Genomic DNA, 17,561 nt, shown 5'->3' with positions numbered 1-17,561 from the left:
CAGATTGCTGTTAGTTGTGCCAATACTCGATTGCATTTCCAGCATCGCAATAGTTCTGGCCTCAACTTCATTTGCGATTGCAGCTCGCGTTTCAGTGATTTCTGCCGCCCTGTCGCCGTTCTGCGCACGCCAGCGTCGCGTTTCAGCATCATTAGCCAGGCTGTTACGGATAATCGCTTTCGCTTGTTCAATGCTGTTCAGCAGGCTGTCTGAGATTTGCTGGGTATTATTATCAATCCCACCGACCAGAGATTTCCAGGCATCGGTTTCAGTGATTTCACCCACAATCACATCGGTAATATCACTAACATCCGTACTTGATTCCCCATAAATCCACCTCGTCCACGGCCCCTGATTGCCAGACTTATCAACGATGCGGGCGCGGTAAAAGAACGCCTGCCCCACGCTGAGTCCCATTTGCTGATAAGCACGCGTGGGGTAGGCCACATCGGTCAGCAGCAACGCATTCTGGCCGTCGCTGTTCGGAGAATACTGAATCTCGGTTTTCAGGGTATCGTCGGTACCGGCGGGAAATTGCCAATCAAGCTGCACGCCAAACACCAGCGAGGTGGTGGTAAAACTAGCCAGTGCCGGCGGATTACCCGCTTTGCCTGCTAGCGTGGTTTCCTGCGCGTTAGCCCACAGGCTGGAGATCTCCGTGGCATTGATGGCGCGCACGCGCGCTTGGTAGCGTCCGGTATAAATACCCGGCACGTCAACGCCCTGTGCCGAGGTGCGCGCCGCACTGATCCAATTGCCGTTATCACGCCGCCATTGCACTTCATAGGTAATGGCACTGTCCGCCTTGTCCCAGGTAATGCGCAGAGTGGTGATATTGATACCTTGCTCAATTCGGTTATCGCTACTGATCACCACGTTATTCGTCGCAGGCTGTACCGAAGGCGGACCAGACTGATGGGGCGAGATTCAATGCGCGCGCCGGTATCGATTTTGGCGAATTTATCCGGGTCGAATTCGATAGCCGTGATGTAAAAGGGGGCGCTATCCTCACCTTCTTTCACACCAATAACGCGATACAATTAATTGCAGCGCCAAATCATTAGCATCGACGGCCCACACCGACTCAGGCACGGGCGTTTCGCTATACGTCGTGGTGACGGTAACCACCTTGTCATTCACCGCCTCAATGGTGCGACCTTCGGCTTTGCCACTCGGCAGGTTGAGAATCAGGCGTTCACCGATGGCTGCGGAAGAGACGCGGTCAAGCGTGATGTTACGTCCGTCAACCGCGCTAATACGCCCGCCTAGTGGACGCCAGGCCAGCAAGGCATCAGCGATACCGACAATAGCACCGGGGACTGGAATATCTCCGTCCAGACCCATGGTGTAGGAGACGGTGCGATCGGCATCGTTGGTGTGCAAAATCCATTTACCGCGCCGGACAGCCTCGGTCTGGCGCGTACAACCAATCGCGGTCACATCCGCCTGTTTAATGCCATAGCGCCGCACCAGTTTGTTATCCGCAACGGCTTCCACCGCGTCCTGATAGGCGTCATCGGGATCGGACCAGGCCACCATCGCCGTGCTGTAGTGCGTCTTGCTGCTGGCGTTACTGTAGGTAAAGCGCCCGTCGCGCACATTGGCACGGGTGACCACGTAATCCATCTCGCGCGGCATGTCGGCCAGTACGTTCATCTAGTTGTTGGCCCAGAATGAGGAGCCGCGAAATATCGCCGCCAGATCGTTGAGCACTGTCCACGCCTCTTCTTGCGATTGGATGTACACATCGCACAAGAAGCGTGGTTCTGTGCCGCTGCCGCCATGGCCGTCCGGCACAAGCTGATCGCAGTACTGGGCAATCTGGTACAGCGTCCATTTCGACAGCACTAAATGGGTGGCTTTAATGCGCTCGCCCAGACCAAAGCGTTCGGAAAGCTGAATGTCGTAGTACACCCAAGCCGGGTTGTTGGAGAATGCCCACTTGAAGGTGCCATCCCAACTGCCCGAGTAGCGCCGCGTTTGTGCATCATAGTTGGTGGGGACGCGAATAATTCGCCCGTCCGGCTCGCAAGAGATAACCGGAATATTTTGAAACTGCTGCGCGTCAAACTGCATCAGCAACAGCGCCGTTTCCGGATAACGCAGCTTGGCGTCGATCACCTCGGTAATGGCTCCAATCGCCATCTTATCGGCAATACGATTGCTGGTGGAATTGGGCGTGATGTGGCGCACACGGATCTGCCAACCGGTGGATGCCGTGGGCAGATCGATACGATGGCTACGTTCATCTTGTGTGGTGGTTTTACCGTCAATCGCCGTTTTCAGCACTTCACGGTAGCTGCCGCCGTCCGTTGCAATATCAATGGTATATTCGATGCGATAACCGCCTACGTCACCATTATCATGCTGCTATTGCAGCGCTGCCCAGGAGAAGCGTATGCGCACCGCTGAGAGGTGAATGTTGGTCAGCGACCGTACCCACGGTGTTTTACTGGTCAGCTCGGCGCTTACCGTAATCTCGTTTTCAACGCCGGGAAAACCGGGAATATAGCTTTGGTCGGGCGTACCAGGACGAAACGCCCACGACACACCGGAAAAATTGGCGTTGCCGTTGCTGTCATTGAGGGGTGTGCCGTCAAGAAAAATACGCGAACCATCCAGATTCCCGGCAAATTCCCCTTCCCCCAGCGCCAACAGTATTTTGGCGTAGGAGGTGGATTGAATGGAATCCGGCGACTCAACGGGAACACGCGCGTTCGCGCTGCCGCCTTTGCTGCCTTTGATCGCTGTCATGGGTACTCCATTAAAAAGAAAACCCGCTCAAGGCGGGTTTATCGGCATCAGGATTTGTGTCATTTCTTCCAGGTATCTATCATCTCTTGCGTCACTTCATTCTTATAACAGATCGGTGAATAGCCCCCGGCTCGACTCCACGCGCTGCGTTTTCCACAGCTGCTGCCGTTACGTGCTTAATTGTAGGTATACTCATCGATGATGGCTTGTTTTATTTGCTAGTTATTAACGGGCTGCGATTTGGCGATAGCACCTTCCGGTAATAACAATACGGCGAAAAACAGAATGGGCAGAAACCATAATTGCAATGGCAATAATAAGGATGCTTTCATTTTTTTACCTTGGCAGTGTGCATACTACGGTAAATAAAGCACGACAGCATCGGTAAAACGTTGATGAAGGCAATAATTATTGCTGGTCTTCCGCGTAAACTCCGGCAGAAATAATCGCGCCGCCAACACGACGGCGGCCATAAAGAATCGGGACCGGATTGCCCTGTGCAATGGAGTTAACCGGCCCGCCAAGTGCCATAGAAGCGCCGCCCATCATCATACCCACACCGATAGTGGATGTCGTACCAAAGGTAAAATAGCCCACCGCAACCAAAACTGCGCCGAGAATCGTTTGGAACAACCCCGCCTGTTTGCTGCCAATAATGACCGGAGCAATGCGAATATCATCCGCAACGATAAAGTCCAATTCTTCATGAGCAAGATTGCGTTTACCGTCAAATACGGCATACGCCAAACCGCGCGACTTGCTGCTCAGCAAAAACTTTTCAAAACCGGGAATAATCACCCTCAGCGCTTTAATGGCCTCTTGCCTGGTTTCCACCGCCAAGAGATGTACACGACCAAAGGTTGCGCCCAATACGCCGTAAAGCCGAATGGTTTTTAACGGCTGATACTCAATGGCTAACGTCATGATTCCCTCCGGTATAACGCAGTCGGATAATGGTTCTGTCCAGCCAGTAGCCGCCGTAGGGCACTTTCTGGCTGAGCTGACCGTACATATGGTGCAGCATTTCACCGTTGCCAACGTAGACGCCAGCATGATTCGGCTCGCTGGCGCGCACTTGCATTATGATCACGTCACCCGACGCAATATCATCCGTCACCGGCATAAACCCCGCGTCGCGGTAGTGCGTCATATACAGGTTTTTGCCACGGTTCCACCAATCGTCGGTGCGCGCAAAATTCGGCAGTTGAATATTGCGCTCAAGTTGATACCAGTCGCGCACAATGACGTAGCAATCCCAAATGCCGTGCACAAAAGGACGCGCCAACAGCGACTTAATACCCTGCTGTGGCATCAGGGTGCGAACATCGCCTTCCGGCCAACTGACGATCACCCAGGGCAGTTGCGATTGATCGCACTGGGCAAGATCGACGGCGCTGGGCGTGGTGGTATCATCGGGGTGGCTGTGCACGATCGCCACCAGCGTGCCGCTGTCTTCCGCCTGCGCATAGTCCTCGGGGCCCATGATAAAATGATCCTGCGGCGCCTGTGCCAGATTGCGACAAGGCACATAGCGTTGCCGCTGTTGATTGTGCACGATCACGCCGCACGCTTAGCGCGGATATTCTTGCTCAGCATGGGCGAGGATCGCGCTGACGATCAAATTCCCCAGTTTCACATTATTACCTCTTAATTAGTACCTAACCCGTAAAGCCGCCGAACGGCAATTCTGCCGCGTCGCCAAAACGCGGTTTACAGCCGGTGGAAAGCAGCCCGGAACATTCATCCTTTGACGGATCATCAACCGGGTTGCCGTCAATATCGAAATAGCGCGACCCGGTGTAGCCGCAGGATGCACCGCGATACTGCCCGCGTGAACACCAGGTACACAGGCTGTGAATCTGCCGGGTGGGGATCATGATCCCCTGCAAATCCGCAGGAGAAGAGAGATTGAACGTGACCGATTCGCTGTCCTCGTTGGCCTTGCTGTCGATGTACCAGACTTCCAGCCGCTCTTGCGTCGGGTCAGCGCTGTTGTTGCCATCAGGGAAATTGCGCGCATCAAGATAGTGGGCAAAGGTGGTGTGAATGCGCACCGTGGCCTGCGCCAGATTTTGGTAGACCAGACACAGCGCAGTGATAGTGCCGTCGATATTACCCACTGCCAACGTGGGCGTGTGGGCGCTGCCATCGCTGGTCATTTCCAGCCCCTCAATATGCGTCGGCCATGCCTTGTACTCTTTACCCTGCCACCCCAGAGGGATTTGGCTGGGAGCTTACCTTCATCCCCCGCAGCTGCGGCAAGCTCGTCGGCGCTATGCGAGATAGGATGGTTATGAAAATAGAGTTCCGGGCCATCGAATGCGGTGCAATCCACTTCATACAAGCGCACGCGATCGCCAGGCGCCAACTGTTGGGCGTCGAGATTGATAGACATCGGGTCTCCAGAGACAAAAAAACCAGCGCTCAGGCTGGGGAAGGGTGATGAAAGAAGCGCTAATTACACGCCATACCACTGGACGAAGGTCGCGGTGATCACCCCCTGAACGTTACCGGCCGGAGCAAACTTTATCGAGTCCTCTACCACCCGATAGAGCCCCGGCTTTTCATGCGGGGGGGGGGGGGGGGGGCCATTGGAATGATTTCTTACGATGACACCGCAAGAAATCGCGAATCTAGACAGCGGTGTCGAGCGTGCCGCGAAACGCGTAGGGAAAAGTGATGGTTTCCCCGTTTAACCCCGTGCCGGACAGTTGCGTATAGCCATCGCCAAACTGCACTTTGCGTACCGTTTCGCTGTATTGCACCTCTGGCTGATTGCCGATTTGCTGCGGCCAGTGAAATGTTTCAATTGCCATTAGCTTCTCCGCCCTTTCATTGCCGTGCTTAACATGCGTCCCTGCCCCATTTCCCGGGTCAGCAGCGATTTAAATCGTTGATCGACAAAGCTACCTATCTCACTGCCAAATTGTTCCAATCCGGCCGATGAGGTCTGAGAGATGCGACCATCTCTGGCGATATTGATACTGACCTGCGGTGCCGTATTGCCACTCACGCCGCCCACGGCTCGTACCCCAAGTACACCGTTGGCGTTACGTGTCAGCGGCATAATGGCTTCCGGTCCGGCCTCGCCCATCAGTCCGGCCCCTTTGGCGAAGGTAAACAGCGTGGGGCGATCGACCACCTGCCCCGAATAGGCCGACAGGCTTGATGAGGTATACACACCACCTTTGGCGTTGGCGGTGAGACCAAACTCCCCCATTAACGCATTTACCCCCTGCACCAGCGCCGACTTCACTGCGATTTCCGCCAGCATGCCCAACACCGATTCGGCGAAAGAGGAGAAATTGAGTTTTCCGGTCCGCACAAAATTCATCACGCTATTATCCAACTGTTGGAATGCCGCTTCTCCTCCAGCCTGAATAATTGAATAAGAGTCCAGCGCGCTCTCGGAATATTTCCCCCAGGACTCGCTCAGACCATCTACCCAGGTTTTGCCAATATTGTTATTCGACGCCCCGGCTTCCGGGCTATTATTGCTTTTCTGGTCATCATTGCGCTGCACCACCGTGGTTGCCGGATTTGAAGATGCGTTCTGCTTATTTTTACCCGGGTCTTTATCCTTATCTTTATCCTTGGTGGTTGTCGAAATATCGAAAAAACCAAGAATGGCGTTAACCCCTTCGACCATTGATGCCCTTAGCGCCACGTTCGCTAACATGCTCAACATGGATTCGGCAAAATTTGAGAGATTAAGTTTGCCGGTTTTTACAAAGCGCGTTAATCCCGCATCCAGCGTTTTGAACACCGCCTCACTGCCGGTTTTCACCTGGGTATAGGTATCTGAAGCCACTTTGGCGTATTCGCTCCATGACTCAATCAGGCCGTCCCGCCAGGTTTTCACCTCCGTTTTATCTTTCGATTGGTCGGTGCCAATACCATTCAGTCCTGCCAGCATAAAACCGCTGGTATCGTTAAAATCAGCGCTCCCTTGCACCATCACGCGTTGTGCCGACCAGGTGCCCGGCTGGGCTCGCACATCACTCGCTTTCAACGCGGCGCTCTGCTGGGCGACCAATTGAGAAAAACTCTTCGTCGCCAGGATAACGACACTTCCCAGCGACAGCAAATCCTGCTGCACGCGCAGCACGCTACTGTTTAACAACACAGCGTTAAAATTTAATGCCTGTTCATCGATTGTCTGGGCCATAACGAACCCCTCCAAATAATCCTTCGCCTATTGTCATCAGTTCATCGTCACTCATCGTTTCAGGCTCAACCGTTGGCTGTAACAGGCTGAGTTGCTGTAACGGGATGTCTCGATGACCCGTCAACGCCAGCATGGTGGCACGCAAGGCGCAACACTCCGCATCCAGTAGTACATCGGAAAAGTAGTGCTCCTGATAGAACGCAAACCATTCCGATAACTCACTGGAAGAGAGTTCAGACAGCATCGTGCGCCAGTCATGACGCCGGAACTCCCGAGCCAGACGCATCGCAAAACGCACCTGTGCGGCTAAGACTTTACCGGCGTGCTGGACGTGCTGCCACCAGCGGATTCCTCACCGGCACTTTCGGGTGCGATACCGCTGAGTTGCTGAACCAGCAGCGCAGCCTCATTGATCAAGCGCGGTGGCCAGTCGTTGAGCACCCGATTGAAAATGTCATCCAAGGCGCGTTCCCGATCCCGTTGCCACAGCGAGCGGGATACCAACCAGGCGTGCAGCTTGATGGTCAGGCTGCCAAAAGGCCATTTTCTTGGCCTCGGGAATAGCGTCAGGAATGTTCTCCACAGCGCTCATGTGTTCAACAATGGCTTCGAGATACTCGATGCGCTGCAACCATGACAGCTCAGACAGCACCACCTGATTGTGGCCAAAAGGCTCGGTTTTCAGGTACATGTGTTCTCCTTGATATGATGTTTACCGAATAAGCCACGCGTACGCGGGGCATAAAAAAAGCAGCGACGCACGCTGCCTTAAGGCGTTACCGCCGCCGGCGCATCTTCCGCTAGCACCGGTTTGCCGGTATTGGTGACCTTCGCGGTGCGGGTGATCACTTCCTTAACGGGAATCGATTTCCCTAACGCACTGACCCAGCCCTTAAACACATCAACCACGCCGTTGGCATACTTGATTTTGTAGCCGCGCACGGCGCCAGAGGTAAACCAATCCACCAGTTCCTGTTGCCCCAGATCGCCTGCTTTCCACGCCAGAGTGAAACTGGTGTCCCCCGCTGATTTGATGCCCTGTGCCGTATCGCTCCACCCGGCGTCAACTCTTTGACCTGCGCCAAACGGGTCCAACCGCTGTCGCCCGTTGGGTTTGCATAAGGGTCACCGGTGCCGGTAAAAACCCAAAGCGTTGTTCCTGCACCTTTAATGGCTTCTGTTGTAGACATAATTGCCTCACTGATAATAAGTTATTGAAAATTCGAGGTACGCAGACCTCCAAATGCTCCCTTCTTCATCGCGTCGATAGTCATACCGCTGCGTTGAGAAGGTTTGCGTACTCTCCTTAAGCACTGACACTGACATCAGCGTCGGGGAAATTTTCTGCACCATCTTTTCATCCAGCGTCGAATCCGGGCTCTCCGCCTTTTCGAAAAGCTCAACGTGTAGGCTGGCTTGCCACAGCGCCTCATCCAGTGCGTTTTCCACCGGTTGTGCATCACTTATGTAGACCGCGATGGCGGGCAAGCTGTCTGGCGTTAAGGCGACGGGGCTCCCGTCAATAAAAGTGGTGTGTTCGGCGATAGCGGCGCGCAGCGCAGCCAAAACCGCAGCACGTAGCTGCATATGCTTCATCATGATTGGCATGTCATCCGTAGTTGATTGTCGGTAGGGTTAACGAGCTGACGACTGGGGGACAGCGAGTTACTTTCTGTCGGCCTGTGCAGTACGTATTGCATCAAGCTGGCTGTTAGCCTGTTCCAGTGCCGCCAACAGTGGCTCAATCCAGTAAACGGCCTGGGCGTAGGTCAATCGGCAACCGGCGGTAGCGGCACCACGACGGGCTGCGTTAGCGTCTGGGGCAACGCTGTGCATGACGCGGGCACGTAGACGGTGCGCGTCGTCGAGCAACCGCCCAGACACAGCATCAGGCACGCACTGACGCCCCACCGGATCGCGCTTGACGATCGTGCGGTAAATAATCTGTTTTTCATCCGAGTCGGCCTTGATAGAGAGACTGCGCTGATAGGCATCGGCGGCTATCTGATTCAAGCGCTGAAAAGTAAACGACTGCTGCGCGATAATCGATTGTTGCTGCGCCCGGCGCAGCTCATTGGATTGCTTGTCACGAGCGGCAATATCAACCTCCCAACGAATCCCTTGCAGAGACCAACCGGCACCAAAGGCAGCCGCGAGTGCACACCCCGTCAGCAATAGGTTGATTTTCATCATCGGGCTACTTCTGCACAGCCAGGCACAGCGCCTGCTCTTTGGCGCGACGCGCCACCAGCCCCGGAAGCACCTCCTGCCCGACATAGACCCAACGGCTAAGTTGATGACAGGCGGCAAGATAAGAGCCTGCCGTCAGGTAGCGGTACAGCGTGGACGTCAGGGAATTCGCACAACCAACGTTGAACACAAAGCTACCAACACCGTCAAAAACGTTCTGTGGCAAGCGCGCGCCCAATTTGCGCTCAACATTCCGCTCAAGGCAGTTTTGCGCATCCAACTGATCTTCTGCGAACCAACGGGCAACCTGCTGTTCATCGGCCAGCGAGACAGCCCCTGTAACACGCCGCGTATGGCAAATGCCCTGAGTGCTGATGCGGGCCGGGCACAGGTAAAAATCCCGTCGGCACCCCTCAGCATTCCCCATCACTTCCATCGCGGCCTGGCTGAAGCGCAAAGCATTGCCCTGTTGGGAGTAATAGCTATCGCTATTATTCAGCACCATGGCAATGATCACGCTGACAGAACACAACACCGCAGCGACTATCTTGCGTCTACTCATTATGCATTCCCTTTTCTCTGCGCCGGTCTTCCCTGATTTTGAAAAACAAATTCACCAGAAAAGTCAGCAGACCAAACAGCAAACTCCCCATCACACCAATAGCTGTCCACTGGTTTGGAGAAACGGTATCAAGTAACTGAAGCATCCAGTAACTGCCGGTAGCGCCCGAAGCGCCATAGGAGATGCCCGTCGTCAATTTATACATACGCATAACCTCACCGCCGTCGTACGGGGTGCCTACAGTGATAAGAACAAAAAGCGGAAAGTCGTTATTAATAACGTGTCGGCATCTCAATAGCCGTGATGTCAAAGAACGATAGAGGCGTTACATCGGCATGCAAAATAAATTTTAAAAAAAGTAAAATAAGTCAGATCGCTATTAACATCATATATTCGTAACCCCAAAAAGGCCTCGCACAAGCGAAGCCTTTTTGGGGTTACTGTAAATTAACGATTTTTAACAGGCTACCTTGTCATTTGGAATTCCACAACATTTTTAATGTTTATTTTAATCAACAGATAGCCTTTATGACACCGAGCCAAATAAGCATTTTTTGTAGAGTAAATGTCTTTTTGGAATTCCACAACCGCTTTCTAAGAGAACACGATAAAAAATGATATCGCCATTCTGTTTACACGCGATAATACGTTCACGCCCGGTAATTATTTCGCCGGCCCGGTATATTGCAGCGTAATGGGTGTTCTATCCCATTCCCAATTTGATTTGGTCTGTTGCTGCCAGCCATTATCCAACATACAGTCGTGATAGGAACTGTTACGGCTGCCGTCGTTAACATCCGTGACATAGCTTTGTAATTTCTCAACGTCATAAGTTCTGTACTTTTGCCCACCGCACCACCGTTTATAATCACAAGGCTCAGTGACAGTGCGGTAGTTGGTGCGATTGATCACTTCATTGCGAACCGGAAATCGCTGTTCAGCGCTAACCCGGCACAGGGTCCTTGAAGTAACATGGTCAGTCGGATTATCACGAATTTTCACCCACCGCGTCGAACACCCAGAAAGCAACACAGGAACCAACATGAATAACAGCAGCGTCTTCATCATAGACCTCGTTAAAGGACGAAGTGGCGACATGACTTTCAATTTTTTACGATAAGACTAATCTGGAATATTCCTGATTTACTGTTTCGGTCGGTGATTACGAAGGCAATGCACTCCTCTGTCATGCGTTCTACTGTGAACGATACTACACGCACAAATACACCTTTCCTTGCGAAAAATCAAAATATATACGCACATCCTTCAGACTATCCGTTAATTAAGACAATTAACCATTCACAAAAAAACGCTTGTCATAGGAAATAAACTTCGCATTAGGAATAAGATGAAATAATCATTTTTTCAGACTATATCGCCTTTTGGAATTCCACCACCTTTTTATTTTCGGCGTATAAACCAGCTCTTTTTGGCATTCAAGATCGATATCCAGTTTGATATCCATCATGCTCAGGCAGCCATCGATAAATCCTTCTGCCATTTGTAGCTGCTTTAACACCAGCGTATGTGAAATGCCCAGTTTGGTACCAATCGCCCTCACCGGCAGGCCAAGCACATAATGCCACTCCAATAGCACATGCAGATACGGGTCGCGTTTTTTCAAACACGCCATCGCCCCATTAACAATCAACCCATCGTCATCGCAACACGACGGGCGCGAGCGCCGGCTGGATGGCAGCAGCCCACGGAAGCCCGCCGCCACCGATGAGTAATACAGCCCGTGTTCAGTATGAGAAGCCCATGCGCCATAGCGCTCGAGCACCTTTTGGATATCACGAATCATCTCGCCACCTTTGTTGTTTCTATGCCGTTATCTGACAAGACCATTGGGTTCTTGCCGCACCGTCCCCCGGAGTAACAAAAGAGCGGCAGCCATAGACTGCCACCGAAAAGCTATTGATTTAATTAAGAACTAACGTCCGTTACTCACGCGCAGCCGGTGTTGTTAGTGTGATAATACCTTTAACTATCGATAATAGCAAAAGGTATTGCCGTTTCACTTGAAAAGCAATAACTAATGCTATAAAGTTACTGGCATGAAAACGATGAACACTTTGGCAGAACGGCTCAACCATGCGATGTCGCTGACGGGAATGACTCAGGGGCAACTGGCACGTGCCGTTAACATGGCTCAGCCAACCATCTGGCGCTTAACCTCCGGTCAGGCGAAAGGAACCTCGCGTATCATTGATATCGCCGATGCGTTGGGAGTCCGTCCGGAATGGCTGGCAAATGGTGATGAACCGATGCGTTCGCCTGCGGCAGCACCTTACGACTCGCGCTCCAACGTTCCGCCGGAATCCCAGTGGGGAACGGTTGATGTGTGGGACAGCCACACCCCCTTGTGGGATGATGAAGTGGAAGTGCCGTTTCTGAAAGATATTGAATTCGCCCGCGGGACTGGGCGCATCATGGATAAAGATCATAACGGGTTTAAGCTGCGATTTTCCAAATCGACCCTACGCCGCGTCGGTGCCAATTCGGATGGTTCTGGCGTACTCTGTTTCCCGGCCAAGGGCGACAGCATGGAACCGTTTATTCCCGATGGAACAACCGTCGCCGTCAACACCAACGATAAGCGTATTATTGATGGCAAGATCTACGCCATCAGCCAAAACGGTTGGAACCGCATTAAGTTGCTGTACCAAGTTGGGCCAAACACGGTAAGCATCCGCAGTTACAACAGTGCTGAGCATCCCGTGGAAGAGAAATCCCTCAGCGAAGTCAATATTATCGGGCGCGTATTCTGGTGGGCGGTGCTGGACTACTGATTACTGTGCCAGCACTGTGCACAAAAAAGGCTGTTTACCAACGGTCGCAGACTGCTGAAAAGTCATTGTCCCCCTCGTCATCCTCGGCGAAAGCCGGGGATCTCTGTTAGACGAAACCTGTTTCGCCTGTAGGAGATTCCCGCCTTTGCGGGAATGACGGAGGTGTGCGTGAATGACGGAAGTGGGCTGGAAGGATGGAGGTGACACTCACCCCTCGTGCAACCCACACTCCCGTTTCAAACCAAAGAATCGCGTTTCTTCTTCGCTTATTCCCGGTTCCCATTTACGCGTGGTATGCGTATCCCCTACGGACAGGTATCCTTGATCCCACAGCGGATGGTAGGACAAACCGTTCTGCTTGAGGTATTGATACACCTGCTTGTTATCCCAATCGATAATCGGCAACACCTTGAATACGCCGCGTTGGATAGCCAGCACCAGCAGATGTCCACGGCTGCCAGACTGCTCGCGCCGCAACCCGGCAAACCAGGTTTGTGCTTGTAGCTCACTCAGCCCGCGATTCATCGGTTCTACTTTATTTAGCTGGTTGTACTGCTCAATGCCTTCAACGCCCTGTTCCCACAGCTTGCCATAGCGTGCTTCCTGCCAGGCCGGGGAGTGCTCGGCGCGATACACCTTCAGATTGAGTTTCAACTGCTCGGTCAGTGTATCGATAAACTGGTAGGTCTCCGGGAACAGGTAGTCGGTATCGGTGAGGATAACCGGAATATCAGGGCGCAGTTGCGTGACCAAATGCAGGCTTACCGCCGCCTGAATACCGAAACTGGAAGAGAGAACGTACTCTCCCGGCAAGTGCTCCAGAGCCCAGGCTACGCGCGCCTCGGCGGAGAGCGTTTCCAACTGGGCGTTGGTTTCTGCCAGCACTTGCGCCTGCTCCGGTTTGGGTAGCGCATTGAGCGCTTCAAGAGAGAATACCGACATCATGCCTCCCGGTTAATCGTAAAAATCGCGCGCCGGATCGAGCACCGGCTTGATAATGCCGCTACGAATCGCAAAGTCACCAAACCCTTCTCCCTGCTGGCGCTCCAGCGCCCAGCGGCCAATCAGACTATCCAGTTCGCCCAGGATCTCCGCCTGCGTGATATTTTCGCGATACATACGCGGAATGCGCGTGCCTTCGCGGTTACCGCCCAGATGCAGGTTGTAGCGCCCAACGGCTTTCCCCACCAGACCAATTTCCGCTAGCATGGCGCGGCCACAGACGTTCGGACAGCCGGTTACCCGCAGTACGATATGCTCGTCGCCAACGCCGCGGCGCTGCATAATGCCTTCCACCTCGGTGACAAATTCCGGCAGAAAACGCTCGGCCTCCGCCATCGCCAGCGGACAGGTTGGGAAGGATACGCAGGCCATCTAGTTTTTACGCTGCTCGCTGACGCTATCGTCAATCAACCCGTGCTCGCGCGCCAGCGCTTCAATCTTCGCTTTATTGCGCGTACTCACGCCCGCCACAATCAGGTTTTGGTTAGCCGTGAGGCGGAAATCCCCTTTATGGATTTTGGCAATTTCAGCCAACCCTGTTTTCAACGGGCGCCCTGGATAATCGAGAATACGGCCATTTTCGATAAACAGCGTCAGGTGCCATTTGCTATCGATGCCTTTCACCCAGCCAATGCGATCGCCACGGCCAGTAAATTTATACGGGCGCACCGATTCAAAGGTCACGCCCGCGCGCTTTTCCACTTCACGTTTGAAGGTGTCAACGCCGACACGCTCCAGCGTATATTTGGTTTTGGCATTTTTGCGGTTGGTGCGATTACCCCAGTCACGTTGCGTGGTCACTACCGCTTCGGCCACGGCCAGCGTATGCTCAATAGGAATATAACCCAGCTCACTGGCAGTGCGCGGATAGGTTGCCTTATAGCCGTGGGCGATAGAAAGGCCGCCACCTACCAACACGTTGAAACCGACCAGACGGCCATTATCGGCAATAGCGATAAAATTAAGATCGTTGGCGTGCAGATCGACATCGTTTTGCGGCGGGATCACTACCGTGGTTTTGAACTTGCGCGGCAAATAGGTCGCCCCGAGGATCGGTTCTTCATCGGTGGTAGCGACTTTCTCTTGATCCTGCCAGATCTCGGCGTAGGCACGGGTACGTGGCAACAGATGCTCGGAGATCTTCTTCGCCCAGTCATAGGCCTGCTGATGCAGCTCGGATTCCACCGGGTTAGAAGTAGTTACGGTTCACATCGTTGGCAGTCGCCAACGCATCCAGCCCAAGATGGTTCAGCAACTGGTGCGCCGGTTTCAAGTTCGGCTTCAGAATACCGTGAAACTGAAAGGTTTGGCGGTTGGTGATAAGAATGCTGCCATAGAGCGTGCTCTCGGCAGCAAATTTATCAATCCCCAACCACTGTTCCGGCGTCATCACGCCACCGGGCAAACGGCAGCGCAGCATCATGGCATGACGCGGTTCCAGCTTTTGCTCGGCACGCTCAGCGCGAATATCACGGTCATCCTGCTGACACATGCCGTGAAAACGGATCAGCAAAAAGTTATCGCCGTTAAAACCGCCCGTCAGCCCTTCCTGCAAATCTTCAGCAATGGTACCGCGCAGGTAGTTACTTTCCCGCTTCAGGCGCTCCGCATCAGCGAGTTTCCCTTCTACCACTAACGGGCCGGGATAACGTTCATCGATTGGTAATTTTTCGCTCATTGATAAAGATTTCGCTAGTACACATCGCGCTGATAACGGCGCTCAAGGCGCAGTTCACTTAAAAACTCATCGTCCTGTTCGACATCCAGACCGCCGTGGGTAACGATGATGTCCAGCAGCGCCTGCTCCACATCTTTCGCCATACGGTTGGCATCGCCACACACGTAGAGATGTGCGCCGTCCTGGATCCAGCGCCACACTTGTTCGCCCTTCTCGCGCAGTTTGTCCTGCACATAGATCTTGTGTGCTTGATCGCGCGACCAGTCCAGATCGATATGCGTCAGCAGCCCGTCTTTCACGTAGCGCTGCCATTCCACCTGATAGAGAAAATCTTCGGTAAAGTGCGGGTTGCCGAAAAACAGCCAGTTTTTGCCTTCAGCACCGTCCGCTTCGCGCTGTTGCATAAAGGCACGAAACGGAGCAATGCCGGTGCCAGGTCCGATCATGATGACGGACGTCGAGGGATCGGCAGGCAGGCGGAAGTGATCGTTATGTTCAATAAAGACCTGAATCTCATCGTCTTCATTCAAACGATCCGCCAGATAACCTGATGCACCGCCCGTTCGCGCACGTCCCTCATAGTCGTAGCGCACAACACCAACGGTGATATGCACTTCACTTTCGGCTTCAGCCTGGGAAGAGGCAATGGAATAGAGGCGAGGCGTCAACGGTCGCAGCCAGCCAATCAGTTGCTCCGGCGTCAATTCCGTCGGTGCCTGACGCACCATATCCACCAGCGGCGCCGTGTTTTGCGTCAGTTCGAAATGGCGTTGCAGCGCCTGTGACAAAGGCAATGTCTCTCCCGCCACGGTCACAAGCTCATCCCCTTTCAACCACAGCAATTCCAGTAACTCTTGTACCAGCGCCGGATCGTTTTGATACCACACGCCAAGCGCATCACCCGGCTGATAGCGCAGCCCGGAATCCCCCCAGATCGATCTCGATATGGCGCACATCCTTATCGGACGCACGCCCCGTGATTTTCTGATTCACGGCGAAACTCGCCGTGTAAGGCGCGGTTTTACTGTACGGACTGCTAGAAATTTCATCCCACGTTCCGCTGGCGCTCGCCTGAACCACCGCAGCACCTTGTGCCGGTATACGCGCCTGAATGATATCAACAATCTGCCGACGCCACTGCTCAGCGGCCGCCTGATAGTCAACATCGGCGTCCACGCGATCTAGCAGGCGCTCTGTACACAGCTCTGCCAATCGACCATCAACATCTTTGCCGGCTTTACAGAAGAATTCGTAAGAGGTATCCCCCAATCCGAACACCGCAAACGACGTGGTTTTTTAGCGCAGGAGCTTTTTTGGATAACAGGAATTTATGCAGCGCCACGGCCTCTTCCGGCGGTTCCCCCTCCCCTTGCGTGGAGGTCACCACCAGCAACAGCGTTTCCTGCGCAATTTGCTTAAATTTATAATCGCCTGCATTCACCAGCGTGACCGCAAGCTTGGCAGCCAGCAAATCGTCACGCAGTTGTTCCGCCACGCGGCTGGCATTGCCCGTTTGCGATGCGGAGATAAGGGTAATGCTTTAGGCAGGCGCAGCGACACTGGCCGGGAGCGATACGGCAGACACGGCACCGCTCTGAGCCCCATTGCCCTGCGCAACGCCCCAAAAATAGCCTGACAGCCAGGCCAGCTGCGCTGGAGAGAAATCCCCCGTGGCGCTCTGCAAACGCGCAAGCTGCCCAGCACTAAGCGGCAGCAACGAAACCGGAGTGGTCATCGTGATTTCAGTGTCCTTGTAAGTCGTCCCGCCATATAGCGATATTTATGCAATCTAAAGTTGTATGGAATATAAGGTTACCTATCCAGCGCGCAACAATTAAAGACGCGACGGCAATATTTAATAACCAAAATGCCTAAATGGTTTTTCTGATAATCCTTAACGCTTAAAGCGTTATAGGTCTCCTGATTAGATGAACACCCTATCAATCAGATTATTCTTCAACCAAACGTGCTTCAAGGACGACTTTCCGGTAGTATGCGACGGCTTTTGTTTACGCTCGGTTATCCCTTCAGGAACGTTGTTACGGTCACTACCCTATTTAAAGATTTTCAGTTTGAAGCCGCCCACCACCTACCGCACGTGCCGGAAGGGCACAAATGTGGCCGTTTGCACGGACATTCCTTTATGGTGAGACTGGAAATCACCGGTGAAGTCGACCCGCATACCGGCTGGGTGATGGATTTCGCAGACTTGAAAGCAGTATTCAATCCGGTTTGGCAGCAGTTGGATCACCACTACCTCAATGAAATCCCCGGCTTGGAAAACCCCACCAGCGAGGTGCTGGCGCACTGGATCTGGCAGCAGTTAAAACCCACACTGCCTCTGCTGAGCGCCGTGACGGTGAAAGAAACCTGCACGGCGGGCTGCGTTTATCGGGGGGAATAAAAGGTTCGGCC

The 17,561-nt window shown here is 53.4% G+C and carries 15 protein-coding genes and 6 pseudogenes; 2 read left to right on the top strand and 19 right to left on the bottom strand.

What is annotated here, in order from left to right; genetic code table 11:
• Positions 1 to 57: 57 nt before the first annotated feature.
• The 16 genes and pseudogenes from JZM30_RS18745 to JZM30_RS18670 all read right to left on the bottom strand — a co-directional run.
• Positions 58 to 2,754, bottom strand: a pseudogene (locus JZM30_RS18745) (TipJ family phage tail tip protein); the annotation flags it as partial.
• 408 nt (positions 2,755 to 3,162) lie between these two features.
• Positions 3,163 to 3,678 carry a tail assembly protein gene (locus JZM30_RS18740; protein ID WP_252320531.1) on the bottom strand — a complete coding sequence of 172 codons (516 nt, stop codon included), beginning with the start codon at positions 3,676 to 3,678 and terminating at the stop codon, positions 3,163 to 3,165.
• A pseudogene (locus JZM30_RS18735) lies at positions 3,662 to 4,390 on the bottom strand (C40 family peptidase). Before JZM30_RS18735 ends, JZM30_RS18740 begins: the two are co-directional and overlap by 17 nt.
• A gap of 22 nt (positions 4,391 to 4,412) precedes the next feature.
• Positions 4,413 to 5,149: pseudogene (locus tag JZM30_RS18730) on the bottom strand (phage minor tail protein L).
• Positions 5,150 to 5,387: 238 nt separating this feature from the next.
• Positions 5,388 to 5,570 (bottom strand): phage tail protein, encoded by a 183-nt coding sequence (locus tag JZM30_RS18725; protein WP_252320529.1) that lies wholly within the window; start codon positions 5,568 to 5,570, stop codon positions 5,388 to 5,390.
• Positions 5,570 to 6,922 (bottom strand): phage tail tape measure C-terminal domain-containing protein, encoded by a 1,353-nt coding sequence (locus tag JZM30_RS18720; RefSeq protein WP_252320527.1) that lies wholly within the window; start codon positions 6,920 to 6,922, stop codon positions 5,570 to 5,572. The genes JZM30_RS18725 and JZM30_RS18720 overlap by 1 nt, the downstream gene beginning before the upstream one ends.
• A complete protein-coding gene (locus tag JZM30_RS18715) occupies positions 6,903 to 7,208 on the bottom strand; it encodes a phage tail assembly protein T (RefSeq protein WP_252320525.1) in 306 nt (101 codons plus the stop codon). The genes JZM30_RS18720 and JZM30_RS18715 overlap by 20 nt, the downstream gene beginning before the upstream one ends.
• 20 nt (positions 7,209 to 7,228) lie before the next feature.
• Positions 7,229 to 7,426 carry a phage minor tail protein domain-containing protein gene (locus tag JZM30_RS18710; protein WP_252320523.1) on the bottom strand — a complete coding sequence of 66 codons (198 nt, stop codon included), beginning with the start codon at positions 7,424 to 7,426 and terminating at the stop codon, positions 7,229 to 7,231.
• Complete coding sequence (locus tag JZM30_RS18705) at positions 7,377 to 7,613, bottom strand: phage minor tail protein domain-containing protein (protein ID WP_252320521.1); 237 nt, start codon at positions 7,611 to 7,613, stop codon at positions 7,377 to 7,379. The genes JZM30_RS18710 and JZM30_RS18705 overlap by 50 nt, the downstream gene beginning before the upstream one ends.
• Positions 7,614 to 7,714: 101 nt before the next feature.
• Positions 7,715 to 8,112, bottom strand: a pseudogene (locus tag JZM30_RS18700) (phage tail tube protein); the annotation flags it as partial.
• Between the two features lie 7 nt (positions 8,113 to 8,119).
• Positions 8,120 to 8,521, bottom strand: coding sequence for a phage tail terminator protein (gpU, locus tag JZM30_RS18695; RefSeq protein ID WP_252320520.1), 402 nt, complete (start codon positions 8,519 to 8,521; stop codon positions 8,120 to 8,122).
• A 66-nt stretch (positions 8,522 to 8,587) separates the two neighbouring features.
• The gene (locus JZM30_RS18690; RefSeq protein WP_252320518.1) at positions 8,588 to 9,115 is read right to left on the bottom strand and encodes a hypothetical protein; all 528 of its coding nucleotides are present in this window, start codon (positions 9,113 to 9,115) and stop codon (positions 8,588 to 8,590) included.
• 4 nt (positions 9,116 to 9,119) lie between these two features.
• The gene (locus tag JZM30_RS18685) at positions 9,120 to 9,674 is read right to left on the bottom strand and encodes a lysozyme (RefSeq protein ID WP_252320516.1); all 555 of its coding nucleotides are present in this window, start codon (positions 9,672 to 9,674) and stop codon (positions 9,120 to 9,122) included.
• A complete protein-coding gene (locus tag JZM30_RS18680) occupies positions 9,667 to 9,885 on the bottom strand; it encodes a class II holin family protein (protein ID WP_252320514.1) in 219 nt (72 codons plus the stop codon). The genes JZM30_RS18685 and JZM30_RS18680 overlap by 8 nt, the downstream gene beginning before the upstream one ends.
• A 452-nt stretch (positions 9,886 to 10,337) precedes the next feature.
• A complete protein-coding gene (locus JZM30_RS18675; protein ID WP_252320512.1) occupies positions 10,338 to 10,742 on the bottom strand; it encodes a hypothetical protein in 405 nt (134 codons plus the stop codon).
• A 289-nt stretch (positions 10,743 to 11,031) separates the two neighbouring features.
• The gene (locus JZM30_RS18670) at positions 11,032 to 11,475 is read right to left on the bottom strand and encodes an antiterminator Q family protein (protein ID WP_252320645.1); all 444 of its coding nucleotides are present in this window, start codon (positions 11,473 to 11,475) and stop codon (positions 11,032 to 11,034) included.
• Between the two features lie 256 nt (positions 11,476 to 11,731).
• Between JZM30_RS18670 and JZM30_RS18665 the strand changes: the two genes are divergently transcribed.
• Positions 11,732 to 12,466 (top strand): XRE family transcriptional regulator, encoded by a 735-nt coding sequence (locus tag JZM30_RS18665; RefSeq protein WP_252320510.1) that lies wholly within the window; start codon positions 11,732 to 11,734, stop codon positions 12,464 to 12,466.
• 207 nt (positions 12,467 to 12,673) lie between these two features.
• On the opposite strand, the gene cysH is transcribed toward JZM30_RS18665, so the two are convergent.
• The 3 genes and pseudogenes from cysH to JZM30_RS18650 all read right to left on the bottom strand — a co-directional run bounded on the left by cysH (position 12,674) and on the right by JZM30_RS18650 (position 16,881).
• Positions 12,674 to 13,408 (bottom strand): phosphoadenosine phosphosulfate reductase, encoded by a 735-nt coding sequence (gene cysH, locus JZM30_RS18660; RefSeq protein ID WP_252320643.1) that lies wholly within the window; start codon positions 13,406 to 13,408, stop codon positions 12,674 to 12,676.
• A gap of 12 nt (positions 13,409 to 13,420) precedes the next feature.
• A pseudogene (gene cysI / locus JZM30_RS18655) lies at positions 13,421 to 15,128 on the bottom strand (assimilatory sulfite reductase (NADPH) hemoprotein subunit).
• A 32-nt stretch (positions 15,129 to 15,160) separates the two neighbouring features.
• Positions 15,161 to 16,881 (bottom strand): annotated as a pseudogene (locus tag JZM30_RS18650) (sulfite reductase flavoprotein subunit alpha).
• 258 nt (positions 16,882 to 17,139) lie between these two features.
• Here JZM30_RS18650 and queD point away from each other — a divergent pair.
• A complete protein-coding gene (gene queD, locus JZM30_RS18645) occupies positions 17,140 to 17,550 on the top strand; it encodes a 6-carboxytetrahydropterin synthase QueD (protein ID WP_252320508.1) in 411 nt (136 codons plus the stop codon).
• Positions 17,551 to 17,561 lie beyond the last annotated feature (11 nt).

The organism is Candidatus Symbiopectobacterium endolongispinus, from assembly GCF_018777385.1.
In the GTDB taxonomy this organism is placed as follows: domain Bacteria; phylum Pseudomonadota; class Gammaproteobacteria; order Enterobacterales; family Enterobacteriaceae; genus Symbiopectobacterium; species Symbiopectobacterium endolongispinus.
Note: the sequence above shows the minus strand (reverse complement) of the source record. Positions and strands in the feature narration are given on the sequence as shown.

Coding starts and splice junctions, on each gene's coding strand:
- JZM30_RS18740 (WP_252320531.1), bottom strand. CDS start 3,678: ATGACGTTAGCCATTGAGTATCAGCCGTTAAAAACCATTCGGCTTTAC.
- gpU (WP_252320520.1), bottom strand. CDS start 8,521: ATGATGAAGCATATGCAGCTACGTGCTGCGGTTTTGGCTGCGCTGCGC.
- JZM30_RS18680 (WP_252320514.1), bottom strand. CDS start 9,885: ATGCGTATGTATAAATTGACGACGGGCATCTCCTATGGCGCTTCGGGC.
- JZM30_RS18715 (WP_252320525.1), bottom strand. CDS start 7,208: ATGCGTCTGGCTCGGGAGTTCCGGCGTCATGACTGGCGCACGATGCTG.
- cysH (WP_252320643.1), bottom strand. CDS start 13,408: ATGTCGGTATTCTCTCTTGAAGCGCTCAATGCGCTACCCAAACCGGAG.
- JZM30_RS18725 (WP_252320529.1), bottom strand. CDS start 5,570: ATGGCAATTGAAACATTTCACTGGCCGCAGCAAATCGGCAATCAGCCA.
- JZM30_RS18665 (WP_252320510.1), top strand. CDS start 11,732: ATGAAAACGATGAACACTTTGGCAGAACGGCTCAACCATGCGATGTCG.
- JZM30_RS18705 (WP_252320521.1), bottom strand. CDS start 7,613: ATGTACCTGAAAACCGAGCCTTTTGGCCACAATCAGGTGGTGCTGTCT.
- JZM30_RS18675 (WP_252320512.1), bottom strand. CDS start 10,742: ATGATGAAGACGCTGCTGTTATTCATGTTGGTTCCTGTGTTGCTTTCT.
- JZM30_RS18690 (WP_252320518.1), bottom strand. CDS start 9,115: ATGATGAAAATCAACCTATTGCTGACGGGGTGTGCACTCGCGGCTGCC.
- JZM30_RS18720 (WP_252320527.1), bottom strand. CDS start 6,922: ATGGCCCAGACAATCGATGAACAGGCATTAAATTTTAACGCTGTGTTG.
- queD (WP_252320508.1), top strand. CDS start 17,140: ATGCGACGGCTTTTGTTTACGCTCGGTTATCCCTTCAGGAACGTTGTT.
- JZM30_RS18685 (WP_252320516.1), bottom strand. CDS start 9,674: ATGAGTAGACGCAAGATAGTCGCTGCGGTGTTGTGTTCTGTCAGCGTG.